The sequence below is a fragment of the Pseudomonas sp. MWU12-2020 genome (genome assembly GCF_023100605.1).
GTDB lineage: Bacteria > Pseudomonadota > Gammaproteobacteria > Pseudomonadales > Pseudomonadaceae > Aquipseudomonas > Aquipseudomonas fluorescens_H.
In genome coordinates, this window is sequence record NZ_JALMEX010000010.1 from 186,787 (window position 1) to 200,981 (window position 14,195).

General features: G+C 59.4%; 10 protein-coding genes, 2 tRNA genes and 1 pseudogene. 6 read left to right on the forward strand and 7 right to left on the reverse strand.

The window, feature by feature from the left end:
- The first annotated feature begins 185 nt into the window (after nucleotides 1–185).
- Nucleotides 186–2,087, forward strand: a complete 1,902-nt coding sequence (locus M0814_RS21820; RefSeq protein ID WP_003222283.1) for a potassium transporter Kup — start codon at nucleotides 186–188, stop codon at nucleotides 2,085–2,087.
- Nucleotides 2,088–2,179: 92 nt separating this feature from the next.
- Nucleotides 2,180–2,269, forward strand: a pseudogene (locus M0814_RS29200) (metal ABC transporter ATP-binding protein); the annotation flags it as partial.
- A 13-nt stretch (nucleotides 2,270–2,282) separates the two neighbouring features.
- On the opposite strand, the gene M0814_RS21830 reads toward M0814_RS29200, so the two are convergent.
- On the reverse strand, nucleotides 2,283–2,609 hold the full coding sequence (locus M0814_RS21830) for a DUF3077 domain-containing protein (RefSeq protein ID WP_003222284.1): 327 nt from the start codon (nucleotides 2,607–2,609) through the stop codon (nucleotides 2,283–2,285).
- A gap of 502 nt (nucleotides 2,610–3,111) precedes the next feature.
- Between M0814_RS21830 and M0814_RS21835 the strand changes: the two genes are divergently transcribed.
- Genes M0814_RS21835 through M0814_RS21845 form a run of 3 tightly spaced genes read left to right on the forward strand, consistent with a single transcriptional unit; the run spans nucleotide 3,112 to nucleotide 5,247 of the window.
- The gene (locus M0814_RS21835; protein WP_003222286.1) at nucleotides 3,112–3,879 is read left to right on the forward strand and encodes a hypothetical protein; all 768 of its coding nucleotides are present in this window, start codon (nucleotides 3,112–3,114) and stop codon (nucleotides 3,877–3,879) included.
- Nucleotide 3,880: 1 nt separating this feature from the next.
- Nucleotides 3,881–4,579 carry a hypothetical protein gene (locus M0814_RS21840; protein ID WP_103484547.1) on the forward strand — a complete coding sequence of 233 codons (699 nt, stop codon included), beginning with the start codon at nucleotides 3,881–3,883 and terminating at the stop codon, nucleotides 4,577–4,579.
- Nucleotides 4,576–5,247: a serine/threonine protein phosphatase gene (locus M0814_RS21845; RefSeq protein ID WP_103484548.1), complete on the forward strand. Its 672-nt coding sequence runs from the start codon at nucleotides 4,576–4,578 to the stop codon at nucleotides 5,245–5,247. The genes M0814_RS21840 and M0814_RS21845 overlap by 4 nt, the downstream gene beginning before the upstream one ends.
- A gap of 106 nt (nucleotides 5,248–5,353) precedes the next feature.
- Here M0814_RS21845 and M0814_RS21850 read toward each other — a convergent pair whose 3' ends face one another.
- From M0814_RS21850 to M0814_RS21865, 4 genes are all read right to left on the reverse strand, one after another.
- A complete protein-coding gene (locus tag M0814_RS21850; RefSeq protein ID WP_103484549.1) occupies nucleotides 5,354–6,646 on the reverse strand; it encodes an AcvB/VirJ family lysyl-phosphatidylglycerol hydrolase in 1,293 nt (430 codons plus the stop codon).
- A complete protein-coding gene (gene mprF, locus M0814_RS21855; protein ID WP_103484550.1) occupies nucleotides 6,646–9,285 on the reverse strand; it encodes a bifunctional lysylphosphatidylglycerol flippase/synthetase MprF in 2,640 nt (879 codons plus the stop codon). The genes M0814_RS21850 and mprF overlap by 1 nt, the downstream gene beginning before the upstream one ends.
- A gap of 279 nt (nucleotides 9,286–9,564) precedes the next feature.
- A tRNA-Met gene (locus M0814_RS21860) sits at nucleotides 9,565–9,641 on the reverse strand.
- Nucleotides 9,642–9,861: 220 nt separating this feature from the next.
- A tRNA-Met gene (locus M0814_RS21865) sits at nucleotides 9,862–9,938 on the reverse strand.
- 280 nt (nucleotides 9,939–10,218) lie between these two features.
- Here M0814_RS21865 and dinB point away from each other — a divergent pair.
- The gene (gene dinB, locus M0814_RS21870; protein WP_003222295.1) at nucleotides 10,219–11,280 is read left to right on the forward strand and encodes a DNA polymerase IV; all 1,062 of its coding nucleotides are present in this window, start codon (nucleotides 10,219–10,221) and stop codon (nucleotides 11,278–11,280) included.
- A 119-nt stretch (nucleotides 11,281–11,399) separates the two neighbouring features.
- Here dinB and M0814_RS21875 read toward each other — a convergent pair whose 3' ends face one another.
- Together M0814_RS21875 and M0814_RS21880 are read right to left on the reverse strand one after the other, a co-directional pair.
- On the reverse strand, nucleotides 11,400–12,353 hold the full coding sequence (locus tag M0814_RS21875) for a hypothetical protein (RefSeq protein WP_103485619.1): 954 nt from the start codon (nucleotides 12,351–12,353) through the stop codon (nucleotides 11,400–11,402).
- Nucleotides 12,354–12,370: 17 nt separating this feature from the next.
- Nucleotides 12,371–14,086 (reverse strand): proline--tRNA ligase, encoded by a 1,716-nt coding sequence (locus tag M0814_RS21880; protein ID WP_003222299.1) that lies wholly within the window; start codon nucleotides 14,084–14,086, stop codon nucleotides 12,371–12,373.
- Nucleotides 14,087–14,195: the final 109 nt, after the last annotated feature.

The following is a 14,195-nucleotide window of genomic DNA, read 5'->3' on the forward strand; positions in this document are numbered from 1 at the left end:
AACGCACTTGACCAGCTTTATGCAGGGAAATACGACGAGTGCTGCGCTATGCTTCGCGCCGTTGAGCTTTACCAATTTTTTACAGTCAACAAAACGTCTGTAACAACAGGTAAAACAGCGCATGCTGCACCACAAAGCATAGTGCTTCATTCAAAGAAGCCGGTTCTGAGAAGTAGGAGTGTTGGATGGGTCAGGCAAGTAGTCAGGCGGCGGGCGCCGAGCATTCGGCTGCAAAACCGCTGAGCATGCTGGTCGCGGCAGTCGGGGTGGTTTACGGCGACATCGGCACGAGCCCGTTGTACACCCTCAAAGAAGTTTTTGCCGGTCACTATGGGGTGCCGGTCAACCACGACGGAGTCTTCGGGATTCTGGCGTTGATTTTCTGGTCGCTGATCTGGGTCGTGACGATCAAGTACGTGTTGTTCGTCCTGCGGGCCGACAACCAGGGTGAGGGGGGGATCATGGCGCTGACCGCCCTGGCGCGACGTGCATCCAGCCGCTATCCCAGGTTGCAGGCCGTGCTGGTGATTCTGGGGTTGATCGGCGCCGCGCTGTTTTACGGCGACAGCATGATCACCCCGGCCATCTCCGTGTTGTCCGCGGTTGAAGGTCTGGAGCTGGCGTTCGATGGCCTGGAGCGCTGGGTGGTGCCGATGGCACTGGTGGTCCTGGTCGCACTGTTCCTGATCCAGAAACACGGCACCGATCGCATCGGCAAGCTGTTTGGCCCGGTGATGGTCGTGTGGTTCCTGGTGCTGGGGGGGCTGGGTGTCAGCGGGATCGTCAGGCACCCTGAAGTCTTGAATGCGCTGAACCCGATCTGGGGCGTGCGTTTCTTCATGGTTCACCCGGGCATGGGTGTGGCGATTCTCGGTGCGGTGGTGCTGGCGCTGACCGGTGCTGAAGCTCTGTATGCCGACATGGGCCACTTCGGGCGCAAGCCGATTGCCCGTGCCTGGCTGGTACTGGTGCTGCCGGCGTTGGTGCTGAACTACTTCGGTCAGGGCGCATTGCTCCTGGAAAACCCGGAAGCGGCGCGTAACCCGTTCTACCTGCTGGCGCCGAACTGGGCGCTGGTACCACTGGTGGTGCTGGCGACCCTGGCCACGGTGATTGCTTCGCAAGCGGTGATTTCCGGCGCGTTCTCGTTGACCCGGCAGGCCATCCAGCTCGGTTATATCCCGCGCATGCACATTCAGCACACGTCCAGTGCTGAACAGGGGCAGATTTACATCGGTGCGGTGAACTGGGCGCTGATGGTCGGCGTGATCCTGCTGGTGATCGGTTTCGAGTCCTCCGGCGCACTGGCGTCTGCCTACGGCGTGGCAGTGACGGGCACCATGCTGATTACCAGTATTCTGGTGGCGGCGGTGATCCTGCTGCTGTGGAAATGGCCACCGCTGCTGGCCGTGCCGATTCTGCTTGGTTTCCTGCTGGTCGATGGCATGTTCTTCGCGGCCAACGTGCCGAAGATCATTCAGGGCGGTGCCTTCCCGGTGCTGGCGGGGATCGTGTTGTTCATCCTGATGACCACCTGGAAACGCGGCAAGGAGCTGCTGGTCGATCGCCTGGACGAAGGCGCGCTGCCGCTGCCGATCTTCATCAGCAGCATCCGCGTGCAACCACCGCACCGTGTGCAGGGCACCGCGGTGTTCCTCACTGCGCGCTCCGACGCCGTGCCGCACGCCCTGTTGCACAACCTGCTGCACAACCAGGTGTTGCACGAGCAAGTGGTGCTGCTGACCGTGGTCTACGAAGACATCCCGCGCGTGCCGCCGGCACGCCGTTTTGAGGTGGACTCCTACGGCGAAGGCTTCTTCCGGGTGATCCTGCACTTCGGCTTCACCGACGAGCCGGACGTGCCGCAGGCATTGAAACTGTGCCATCTGGATGATCTGGACTTCAGCCCGATGCGCACCACCTACTTCCTCAGCCGCGAAACGGTAATCGCCTCGAAACTCGAAGGCATGGCCCGCTGGCGCGAGGCGCTGTTCGCATTCATGTTGAAGAATGCCAACGGCAATTTGCGCTTCTTCAATCTGCCGCTGAACCGGGTGATTGAGTTGGGGACGCAGGTGGAAATGTAGGCCTGCATCAACTGAAAAGCCCCCGTCAGCCTTGTAGCTGGCGGGGGCTTTTCTGTGCTTCACATAAACCTCTAACTCACTGCAAATCCCCTGTGGGAGCGAGCTTGCTCGCGAAGGCCGAATGTCAGTCGAGACATGTGGTGGCTGATCCACCGCATTCGCGAGCAAGCTCGCTCCCACAAGGATTCTGTGGTGTCAGTGGCTTTCAGGCAATTCTTCTTCAGATTCGGTCTTCGTCCGCGCAGGTCGCGGCATCAGCGCTTGGATCACGTCATCAATCAAGGCTTTGCCCATCACCGTCATGTAATGCGCAGCCCAGGCATGGCGGTCGGTGTCTTTGATGAAGGCAGCGTCCTCAGCGAAGGATTTGGCGAGGAATAGCAGATCGGAAGCTTGCGACAGTGCATCAATGACGGGGACACCGGAGCGGACGTTGAATAGCGCCAGATCCGAGTTGTAGAGGAAAGAGGTAAAGCCGACGGTTGTGAGGTCCGAAGGTGATGAAGGACTTTGTTTGCTCATTGTTTCGCTCCATAAAACGAGGAGCTGCCGCATTCGTTACCACACGAATGGGTGGCAGCTGTACGCAGGGTGGTAAACCGGGAGAGCAAAGAAACCGGCAGACCCGAAGGTCTCCCACGCACAGCCGCCATGACTCGGAATTGCAGACGTAAAAACACCTGAGTCGTGTTGGGAGCGTTGTTGCACTTTGCTTAGCCGGGTTACCACACCCGATCACTGAATTGGTCAGCGACCTCTGGAGAGTATCCCGTCGAAAAAAAGCGCAACAGAGCGGCAAAGTGCCCAAACACGAGATTAGGAGTTTGCCTACAAGGTATGCGGACGTCATCTGATATTGCGACACCGGTAACCGGAATTAAGGTGGCGAGCAATCTCGGGGGCGGTGGATTCTCGAGTTGGCGCCACAGGAGGGGGGCCGTATAAAGGGCTTGACGATCGGATATTTTGAATGAGACAAGTGTCCACGTTTTATGGAATGTGGACGAGTGGAGTTTTAAGCTTCATGAAGAGTCAAGACATTTTGCTTTTGTTCAAGATGACCAGCCTTCACGCTCAGGAGGAAAACCTCCTTGGGGTAATGGAGTCGGAGTCAAATTCGAACAGAGTCGAGGAGTTGTTGAAGCCCTACGTGGTCAGTCAAATGACGGCGGGCGGTCGGGTGGGGCAACCATTGGTCACCTACTCCACCGACGGTGAAGATACTGTATTCCGCCGACAGGATTTCGATTCGCCCTTGGACGATGAGGCGGGGTGGGAAGGGTGGTCGGAGCCGGTAGCTGTTCCGCCACTGGCGAGCTGGAGTGAAGGTTACTCGTTGCGTGCGTTGTCTGCTTCACTTGGGCTAAGCAAGAGCGAAGTTTCAAATTCCATCGCCAGGTGTCGTGTGTCCGGGCTGCTCACCAATGACTATGACACCGGACTTCCAAAAGTTAACCGGCGGCAGTTGCTAAACATCACCGAGCACGCTCTGAAATACTTTTTCCCTGTAAAGCCCGGGGCAATGGTTCGCGGCATCCCGACGGGATTTGCAGCACCGGCACTGTCCAAAAGCATCAAAAGTGCTGGCGGACTGATTCCGGTTTGGCCAGATGCACTTGGAGCGGAGCGTGGACAGGCGATAGAGCCGCTCTACAAGACAGTGCCGGAAGCGGTGAAGCGGGACAGGACCCTTTACCACTATCTTGCGCTTGCTGATGCAATCCGCCTTGGAGGTCCGCGAGAGTGTGGTGTTGCGGTCGACATTCTAAAAGCAGGGATGGGACTGAAATAACATGTCATCCAACGCTGATCACAACTACGAGCTTATAGAGTTTGTTGCTGAGGGTTTGGGAGAGGCGTTTCTCACGGAGGTTGCCTTTGTCGGAGGCTGCACCACAGCCATGCTGGTAACTGATGCTGTTGTGCTGGACGACATTCGCTTCACCGATGATGTTGACCTGGTGATCGAGCTAGCAGGCATTGGCGCCTGGCAGCAGCTTACCGAACGGTTGGCGGCCAGGAATTTCAAGATTACTGGCGAGGATGAAGTGAACTGTCGTTTCCGCTTCAACGACATCGTCGTTGACGTGATGCCTTCTGATCCCGAGGTTCTCGGATATGCCAACCGCTGGTTTGTAGAGGGGCTGGCGCGGGCCAATAAATTTACGTTGCCCAGCGGTACCGTCATCCAGATATTCAAACCGACCTATTTTCTCGCGACAAAACTGGAAGCCTTCAGTGGTCGTGGCGGTGGCGATCCATACCATAAAGACGTCGAAGACATCATTATCTTGATTGATGGACGTCCAGAGCTTTTAGAAGAGGTTCGGCAGGCGGAATCCGAGCTCAAAGAATTCATCACGAATGGAGTTCGAGCACTCAGGGTTCTCAGTGGCATTGACTATGTGATTGAAAGCTCGGGCTCGGTACAGGCCAATCCGGGAAGAGGGCAAATCATTCATGGGCGCATGAAAGAACTGGGCAGCGCATGAAATACCACGTCAGATCGGTAGCAGGGCGAGCCAGGAGAACCAATCATGACTTTGCTGGAGCGCTCTGTGATGGAGAAAACGGCGTATTTGTTATCACGGACGGTACATCGAGGGTTGGCAGTGGCCAGTTGGCTGAGTCCTTTGTGAAAGATGTTTTAGAGGTCTGGTCAAAACACTTTGATCACGGCCTCGATATTACTGAGTGCGAAGCTGTTGAACAGGTACTGCTTTCTATACTGGCCGACCTCCACCCCGTTTTGTTTGCAAGTCACACAGGCGCCACTTGTTATGTGGTGGGTGTCGCTGCTCATGGGAAACTCACGCTTGCGTATGAGGGTGATTGTTCGTGCGGTGTTGTGACGCCGGCAGGAGCGATCGAATGGATTACGTCGCCCCACTGTAAGGCTAACTGGAGGCGCGACCGTTCCCACTCCGAGCTGGCGCAAGATCCGGCTCGAAACCGGGTGACTCGATGCTTGAGGGCGAGTCGCGCACCGAACCCTGACTTTGTGTTTCATTCATTGACCCTAAGAGAACGACTGGTATTTGCAACCGATGGCTTTTGGGCGGAGCTAACCGAGTTACAGCAAAGCTACTTGCTAGCAGCGCCGGATGGCAGCTGTATCGATGTAGAAGATGACATCACGTGGATAGATGTTCAGCTTTAGTCTCGGTATCGATAGAGGTTTCGACTGGCAGGAAGTGCTGCAAGTTTGCGTAAAAAAGCCCCCGCAACCGTGAGGTTGCGGGGGCTCTTCGTTGGTGCGCTTCAGATCACTCTGCGGGCTGATCCTTGGCCTGACGCTTCTCGATCAGGTCCACCAGACGCTTGGCCAGCGCCGGGTAGTTCTCGTCGAAGTGGTGGCCGCCGGGCAGTTTCACCGCTTCGCCGACTGCCGTCTTGTCGGTGCAGCCGCTTTCGTCGGTTTCTTCGGCGCCGTAGATGCACACTACTTTGGCCGCTGGCAGCTTGGCCATTTCCGGGCCGGTGGCGGCTTCTTTGCCGGCGTTGCCGAGCCAGCCTTCGACTTCGATTTCGAAGCTGCCGGTGCGGGCGAAGGCCAGCAGGATGATGGCGTCGACGCGCTGCTGCTCGGTGTCCGGCAGGCGGTTGTAGATCGCCGGCAGGACGTCGGCACCGAACGAATAACCGGTCAGGATGAAGCGCTTGGTGCCCCATTTCTGACGGTAGTGCTGCATCAGTTCGGTCAGGTCCAGGGCGCTTTGCTCCGGGCTCTTGTGCTGCCAGTAGTAGCGCAGGGTGTCGATGCCGACCACCGGGTAGCCAATCTTGGCCATCTCGCCGGCCACATCGCGGTCGAGGTCGCGCCAGCCGCCATCACCGGAAAGGAACAGGGTCACGGTGTCCTTCGCTTGACCGGCCGGCACTTCAACCACCGGAATCGCCAGACCGCCGTTGGCCTTGTCGCCGCCGACGAGGATCTTGCGCAGCTCGTTGTTCAGCACTTGCGGCAGATTGATGTCGTAGTCGCTGATGCTGGTTTCGGCGTTCGGTTGATCGCGCACGAAACCGGCGCTGGTGTCGTCCGGGTTGTCGTTCCATGCCACCAGCCAATGGCCGTGGGCCGCAGATTTCGGCAGCAGGTGGGTGCAGCCGGGTTTTTCCAGGGCCAGGTCAACCGAGATGGCCTGGGCCTTGTCGTCCTTCTGCTCGGACAGCCAGCGCCAGGCCAGCACGGCGCCCGGGCCGATACCGCTGACCAGCGTGGCCGGGCCATTCAGTTCGCGCAGGCCGGTTTGCAGCGCGCGGCTCTGTTGCAGGCAGTCCTTGGGCAGAATCACCTGAACGATTTGCGCCGAGGCGCTGCGGCTCAGGGTGCTCAGTTGGTTGTCGGTCAGCTTCTGGTCGTCATTGACCGCTACCAGCACCTGAGCCTTGGGCTGGGTGCCGGGAACGACGCGGGTCATGACCGTGCCGTCGGCGGCAGTCAGCGGTTGCAGAGTCGGTTGCGGTGCCGGGCGTTTGAGGTACCAGTAACCGCCGCCGGCAATCACGGCCAGCACGATCAGTGCGGCCAGGATGTACTTCAGGGAGCGTTGAATCATCAGCGTTTCACCAATCCAGTCAAGCCGCCCGCGATCAGGGCAGCAGTATCGGCCAGCGCCACCAGCGGATCGAGTCCGGCGGGCACTGCCATATAACGGGGTTCCCAGTCAGGCTGGAACTTGTCTTTGAAGCGGCGCAAGCCTTGGAAGTTGTACAACTGCTCACCACGGCGGAAGACCATCGAGCCCAGACGCTGGGTCAGCGGTGCACCACGCCGGGGTTGCAACCCCGACAACGGCACCATGCCCAGGCTGAAGCGCGCGTATCCGTGACTCTTATAGTGTTGAATCAGGCCGACCATCAGGAATTCCATGGTCAGCTTGGGGGCGTCCGGGTGCGAGCGCATCAGATCGAGACTGGCCAGGTCATGGCTGTAAGTCTCGAGCAGGTTGGCGAACGCCACCGGGCGGCCTTCGAAGCGAATCACCGCAATGCGGAAATGCTTCAGGTAATCGTCGCTGAATCGACCGAGGGAGAAACCTTTCTCGCGCACGTTCTTGCCGGTCAGCCACGCATCGGAAATCACTTTCAACTCGTCCATCGGTGCCTGGCCCGGCTCGTGGATTTCCAGCGACAGACCGTCGCGGGTCCCACGGTTCCAGGTGTAGCGCAGGTCCTTCATCTCCTTGCCCTTGGCTTCCAGGTCAAAGCGATGCAGATCGACCCGGGCTTCTTCGCCGAGCTTGATCGCGGTCAGGCCGATGTCCATGTAGTACGGCAGGTTCTCGGCACGTACCTGATAGAACACCGGACGGGTGTGATGGATGTCGCACAGGTCGCGGAACTGCCAGATCATTTCGGCACGCTGCTGGCCGGGGCCGATCGGGTCGTACAGCGCCACGAGGCTGCGGCCACGGCGGGCGTACATCAGGAACGCCTCGTCGTTGGGGTGAAACAGCAGTGCCTTGTCACCGGTCAGTGCCAGGCCGCCATCGGGTTGCGACGAGGCCATGAGGATCTTCGAGGCGCGTTCCAGTTCATCCGGTGTCGGCAGGTGAATCACCGGGCGCGCGGTGCGCAGCAGCCAGGTCAGGGCGATCACCAGCAACAGTACGGCAGCACCGAGCAGCGAGCGCAGGCCACGCGGCGCGTCAGCGTCGAGGGTGAACTGCCACCACAGTTGATGGCTGTAAGGCACGTCCTGATAGGCGAACAGCAGCAGCCAGGTCGAAGCCCCCAGCACGCAGAGGCTGGCCACCAGATACAGCGGCGAGAACGGTAGCTCGGTCAGGCGGCTCGGACGATAGAACGAACGGCGGAACACCCCCAGCAACGCAGCGGTGAGTGTCATCAGCGTGGCTTCTTCCCAGTCGAAGCCTTTGAGCAGCGAGAGCAGGGCGCCGACCAGCAACAGAATGGTGGTCAGCATCCACGCGGCAGACAGCCGACGACGCAGGCCCTGGGCGAGCAACAGGCACAGCACGCCGATCAGACTGGCGCCGAAGTGCGAGGCGTCGACCAGACGATGCGGGATCAGAAAGCCGATGTGTTCGAGACGGGTGTCGATCTCCGGGGTCGCGCCGGAAAACAGCAGCACCACGCCGGACAGGAACACCAGCACCGCCAGAATGGGCGCCGCCAGACCGGACGCTGCGCGCATGGTCTGGGTCTGAAACAGGCGCTGGCCTTCGTTGATCAGCAAGAACAGGCAGGCCACCAGCAGCGGCAGCACGACATAGATCAGGCGGTAGAGCAGCAGGGCGGCGGCCAGTGGCGCGGCACCGAGTGTGTCGGCGAACGCGGCGAGCAGGATCGCCTCGAAGACTCCGACACCCCCGGGCACATGGCTGAGGACGCCGGCGGCCAGGGCCAGCAGGTACACCAGCAGGAAGGCGCCGAACGGCGGGGCTTCCGGCAGCAGCAGGTAAAGCACGGTGGCTGCTGCGGCGACGTCGAGGGCGGTGATGATCAGTTGCAGGAAGGTCAGGCGGCGGCCCGGCAGGCGCAACGTCCGGCGCCCGGCCTTGACCAGCAGGTTATCGCGGTACGGTTGCTCCGGCAGGCGCCGGCGGTAGATGCCGATCGCCAGAATCGCGCCCAGACCCAGCACCACCATGGCAATCGTGCCGAGCAGGCCCTCTGACAGGCCCAGGGCGGCGGAAGCGGAAGGCAGGTCGCTGAGGGTTGCGAGAGCCGCCAGCGGTGGCAGGGCGCAGCCCAGCGACAGGCTGGCGAACAGCGTCATGTGGGCGACTTCTGATGCCCCCAAGCCATGGCGTGCATATAAACGGTAGCGCACCGAGCCGCCGGACAGCAGCGACAGGCCGATGGCGTTGCCAATTGCAAACGCAGTGAAGCCGCCCAGCGCCAGCGTGCGCGGTGGCAGCGTCACGCCGGCATAGCGGCTCGCTGACCATTCATAGCCCAGCAATATAATGAAGCCGATCACCGTCGCACCCAATGCCCCGAGCAGAGCAGGTTTCGGCACGGCCAGGATCGAGTCATGCAGCGCGTAGAGATCGAGTTCGCTCAGCAGATGGCGACAGGCAATCAGCGCAATGGCAAACAACAGCAATGTGACCGCCAGACCGATAGGCTGGCGGTATTTGCTCAAACGATCCAGCAAGCGCAGGCGCTCGGGCTTGATCGGATGGTCTGCTGTGACGGTGTCTTGTGGATCAGACGAGTTGGCGCGCATCAATCACCTCTTGGATTGTGCGCGACAGGATGGAGGTATCCAGCCAAGTTACCAATCCCTGTAGAAAAAAATAATCACAAAATACTACGCCTCTCATCGGGTATCGGCGAGGGCGGGTCATGGATTGCAGACGTCTTGCCTGCGACTCAAGCATAGTCGCAACTCGGCGGGTCTGACGATCCTGAGTGTTTCACTGCAGCGTGACAGATCATTGTTGCGAAAGGACTTTTTCCACAGATACAAAAAAGGCCACTCTTTCGAGCAGCCTTTTTTGATGTTTGGTTGCGGGAGCCGGATTTGAACCGACGACCTTCGGGTTATGAGCCCGACGAGCTACCAGACTGCTCCATCCCGCGTCTGTGTGGCGGCATTCTACAGGCGAACGGCGAGGTGTCAACCGCTAATCCCGTAAAGGGTCAAATAAGTGTGAATTTGCGTCAAACGGTCGCAGCGGCGCGGTAAGTTTCGGAAATGCAACGAATTCCTGTTCGCCCGGATGTGCGTGATGTGGAGGCCGGTCTGAAAAACAGACAGGCACAAAAAAGGCCACTCTTTCGAGTAGCCTTTTTTGATGTTTGGTTGCGGGAGCCGGATTTGAACCGACGACCTTCGGGTTATGAGCCCGACGAGCTACCAGACTGCTCCATCCCGCGTCTGTGTGTCGGCATTCTACAGAGGAACGCCGGTCTGTCAACCTTGAGTTCAGATAAATCTGTTCTTGTTCAATCGGTTAGCGCTTTTTGCAGGGCAGGCGAAGGGCGCGCAGGGCAGGTGGGGCAAGGCTTTCAGCTCTATCGGCGGGAGATTTTCGATTGAGAAAATAAATTCATGGTTGTTTTCCTACAGCCTGATAAGAACATTCAGACTACTGGTGCTATATACAGGTGTCAGTGAGATACTGCGGATCCGGCTCGCCATGTTTCCTTTTCTGTCATGACCCAACGAAAAATCATCCACGTCGACTGCGACTGTTTCTACGCCGCCATCGAAATGCGAGACGACCCGAACCTGGCAGGCAAGCCGCTGGCGGTGGGCGGGTCGGCGGATCGGCGCGGGGTGATTGCTACCTGTAACTATGAAGCACGGGCGTATGGCGTGCGTTCGGCGATGTCATCCGGACATGCCTTGAAGCTGTGCCCCGACCTGACCATCGTCAAGCCGCGCATGGACGCCTATCGCGAAGCTTCCAAGGAAATTCATACGATCTTTCGCGATTACACCGACCTGATCGAACCGCTGTCGCTGGACGAGGCCTACCTCGACGTCTCCGACAGCGCGCATTTTGGCGGCAGCGCCACGCGAATTGCCCAGGACATTCGTCGCCGGGTCTCCAATCAGTTGCACATCACTGTGTCTGCGGGCGTGGCGCCGAACAAGTTTCTGGCGAAAATCGCCAGTGACTGGAAGAAGCCCAACGGGTTGTTCGTGATTACCCCGGATCAGGTCGAGGATTTTGTCAGTGGTCTGCCGGTGAGCAAGTTGCACGGCGTCGGCAAAGTTACCGCCGACAAGCTGGGCAAGCTCGGCATCGTCGACTGCCTGCAACTGCGTGAGTGGGACAAGTTGGCGCTGGTGCGCGAATTCGGCAGTTTCGGTGAGCGACTGTGGAGTCTGGCCCGTGGGATCGATGACCGGTTGGTGCACAACGACAGTCGCCGTCAGTCAATCAGCGTGGAAAACACCTACGACGTTGATCTGCCCGATCTGCGCAGTTGCCTGGACAAATTGCCGGAGCTGCTGGAAACCCTGAAAACCCGCATGGAGCGGATCGACAGCAGCTATCGCCCGGGCAAGCCGTTCGTCAAAGTGAAGTTTCATGACTTTACCCAGACCACACTGGAGCAAGCCGGGGCAGGGCGCGATCTGGGCAGTTATCAGTTGATGCTGACGCAGGCGTTCAACCGGGGCGGGAAACCGGTGCGGTTGTTGGGGGTGGGGGTCAGGCTGGAGGATTTGCGGGGTGGGTTTGAGCAGATGGAGTTGTTTGAGCGCTAATTGCTGCGGTGTTGCTGATGCCGCTTTCGCGAGCAAGCCCGCTCCCACATTTGACTGCATTCCATCTGAAGGAACTCGATCAACTGTGGGAGCGGGCTTGCTCGCGAAGCTTTTCAGGCTTAATTCGGTCCCGGATCCGCCACCAGACGCCCGGCATCCTTGGTCAGCGATTTGAGAAACTCGGCCTGTAACTCAGGATCGTTGCGCGTCAGTTCGATCAGGCTTTGCTCCAGCTCGCTGGCTTCCTCTTCCAGACCCAGCTCCGACAGACGCTTGACCCGGTGGACCCACTGGCTCACTTCGTCGTCTTCCAGATCGTCGTAAATCAAACCGTGGGCTTCGAGCAACTTGCTGCGCAAATGGCTGCTGATGGCCAGGGACGAATCGCTGTGCACGTCATCCTTGCCGTCTTCAACGCTGATCTGCAGCTTGCCGATATGATTCAGGTCATTTTCGGCGAATGGACTGTCCAGCAGGTTCAGGCGCAGCACACCGTTGCGGTCGGTGGTCATGTCGAATGTCTGCTTGCCAGCCTTGACCTGCACCGGACGCTCGCTCCACGGCAGGCTCGAATACTCCATGCGCTTGTCGCGCTGGACTTCATCGATACTGGCCAGGTTCTGTTGCGCGCGACCATGGGATTGCATGTTCATGGCCGGGTTGAGCCCGTCCAGACCGTAGCTCAACCAGTCCCTGGTCATGCTGTCCGGCAGGTTGCCGAGTGCGAAGACGTTGACCACGTTAGCGCCGACACCCCCCACCAGCGCAACCGCACCCAGCGGAATCTCGTAGATTTTCCGCCAGGGCTGGTAAGGCGTATAGCGATCGTAATGCCGCGTGACCTCGAACTCGGTGACCTCGAAGGTCTTCTGCTCGCTGATTTTCACGCGGCGTTGCGGCAGTTCGAGCACCTTGGGCTCACCGACGTCGATCTGCAGGCTGTGATCGAGCAATTTACGCTCGATCCGCTCTTCGTGCTCGCTGCGCTGTGACATGTGATTGGCGCAGCCGCTGACCAGCAGGGCGCCGCATAAGGCGGCGCCACCGAGGCCCAGGGTGTTTCGCTTGAACATGAGGTCTCTATCTGGATTCAGCGGCGGATACGGGCCTGAAGGAAGGACAGCACATCGGCAACCGGCAGCGCTTGCGCTTCGGCCTCGGTGCGGCTCTTGTATTCCAGGTTGCCTTCGGCGAGACCGCGGTCGCTGACCACGATCCGGTGTGGAATGCCGATCAGCTCCATGTCCGCGAACTTGATGCCCGGGCTGGTTTTCTTGTCGCGATCGTCCAGCAGCACTTCGAAACCGGCCGCAGTCAGTTCTGCGTACAGCTTGTCAGTGGCTTCGCGCACCTGCTCGGTTTCATAACGCAGCGGTACCAGGGCGATCTGGAACGGCGCCAGGGTGTCGCTCCAGATGATGCCTTTGTCGTCGTTGTTCTGCTCGATGGCAGCAGCCACCACGCGGGATACGCCGATACCGTAGCAACCCATTTCCAGGGTGACCGGCTTGCCGTTCTCGCCCAGCACTTCGCACTTCATCGCCTTGCTGTACTTGTTGCCCAGCTGGAAGATGTGCCCGACTTCGATGCCGCGCTTGATTTCCAGGGTGCCTTTGCCGTCCGGGCTTGGGTCACCGGCGACGACGTTACGCAGGTCGGCGACGGTCGGAACCGGCAGATCGCGCTCCCAGTTCACGCCGAAGTAGTGCTTGTCGTCGATGTTCGCGCCGATACCGAAGTCGCTCATCAGTTCGACCGAGCGGTCGATGATGATTGGCAGTGGCAGGTTCAGCGGGCCGAGCGAACCGGCGCCGGCGCCAATGGCGTCACGCAGTTCGGCATCGGAAGCCATGACCAGCGGGCTGGCAACGCCCGGCTGCTGGGCGGCCTTGATTTCGTTGAGCTCGTGGTCGCCACGGATGACCAGGGCAATCAGCTTGCCTGGCTCTTCGGCGTGGACGATCAGGGTCTTGATGGTCTTTTCAATCGGCAGATTGAATTTTTCCACCAGGGCGGCAATGGTCTTGGTGTCTGGGGTGTCGACCAGGCGCAGCTCTTCGGTCGGTGCTGGACGCGAGGTTTCGCGTGGCACAGCCTCGGCTTTCTCGATGTTCGCGGCGTAGTCGGAGCCGTTGCTGAAGACGATATCGTCTTCGCCGGACTCGGCCAGTACGTGGAATTCATGGGAGCCAGCGCCACCGATCGAACCGTTGTCGGCTTCAACCGGACGGAATTTCAGACCCAGACGGGTGAACACGTTGCAGTACGCCTGATGCATGCGGTCGTAGGTGACCTGCAGCGAAGCCTGATCGGCGTGGAACGAGTAGGCGTCCTTCATGATGAATTCGCGGCCGCGCATCAAACCGAAGCGTGGGCGGATTTCGTCACGGAATTTGGTCTGGATCTGGTACAGGTTGATCGGCAGCTGCTTGTAGCTGCTCAACTCGTTGCGCATCAGATCGGTGATCACTTCTTCGTGGGTCGGGCCCGCGCAGAAGTCGCGACCGTGGCGGTCTTTGATGCGCAGCAGCTCAGGGCCGTATTCTTCCCAGCGCCCCGATTCCTGCCACAACTCGGCCGGTTGGGTGCTCGGCATCAACACTTCAAGAGAACCGGCAGCGTTCATTTCTTCGCGAACGATGGCTTCAACCTTGCGCATTACCCGCAAGCCCATCGGCAGCCAGGTGTACAGGCCCGAAGCGAGTTTGCGGATCATGCCGGCGCGCAGCATCAGCTGATGGCTGACGACGACCGCATCGGAAGGCGTTTCTTTCTGTGTGGCGAGCAAAAATTGACTGGTGCGCATGGTTGGCCGTTGTCGGTTGCTATGACTGGAAATGACGGAGCAGTGTACCGGCGAGATTTGCCGACGTACAGGATTGCGCTCGGCGGTGAGGCTCAACGGCGGGAATCCA

What these genes read in the sequence shown, in the direction of transcription:
- M0814_RS21840 (WP_103484547.1), top strand. Translation starts at nt 3,881, where the DNA reads ATGTCATCCAACGCTGATCACAACTACGAGCTTATAGAGTTTGTTGCT.
- M0814_RS21875 (WP_103485619.1), bottom strand. Translation starts at nt 12,353, where the DNA reads ATGTTCAAGCGAAACACCCTGGGCCTCGGTGGCGCCGCCTTATGCGGC.
- M0814_RS21845 (WP_103484548.1), top strand. Translation starts at nt 4,576, where the DNA reads ATGAAATACCACGTCAGATCGGTAGCAGGGCGAGCCAGGAGAACCAAT.
- M0814_RS21830 (WP_003222284.1), bottom strand. Translation starts at nt 2,609, where the DNA reads ATGAGCAAACAAAGTCCTTCATCACCTTCGGACCTCACAACCGTCGGC.
- dinB (WP_003222295.1), top strand. Translation starts at nt 10,219, where the DNA reads ATGACCCAACGAAAAATCATCCACGTCGACTGCGACTGTTTCTACGCC.
- M0814_RS21820 (WP_003222283.1), top strand. Translation starts at nt 186, where the DNA reads ATGGGTCAGGCAAGTAGTCAGGCGGCGGGCGCCGAGCATTCGGCTGCA.
- M0814_RS21835 (WP_003222286.1), top strand. Translation starts at nt 3,112, where the DNA reads ATGAAGAGTCAAGACATTTTGCTTTTGTTCAAGATGACCAGCCTTCAC.
- M0814_RS21880 (WP_003222299.1), bottom strand. Translation starts at nt 14,086, where the DNA reads ATGCGCACCAGTCAATTTTTGCTCGCCACACAGAAAGAAACGCCTTCC.
- M0814_RS21850 (WP_103484549.1), bottom strand. Translation starts at nt 6,646, where the DNA reads ATGATTCAACGCTCCCTGAAGTACATCCTGGCCGCACTGATCGTGCTG.
- mprF (WP_103484550.1), bottom strand. Translation starts at nt 9,285, where the DNA reads ATGCGCGCCAACTCGTCTGATCCACAAGACACCGTCACAGCAGACCAT.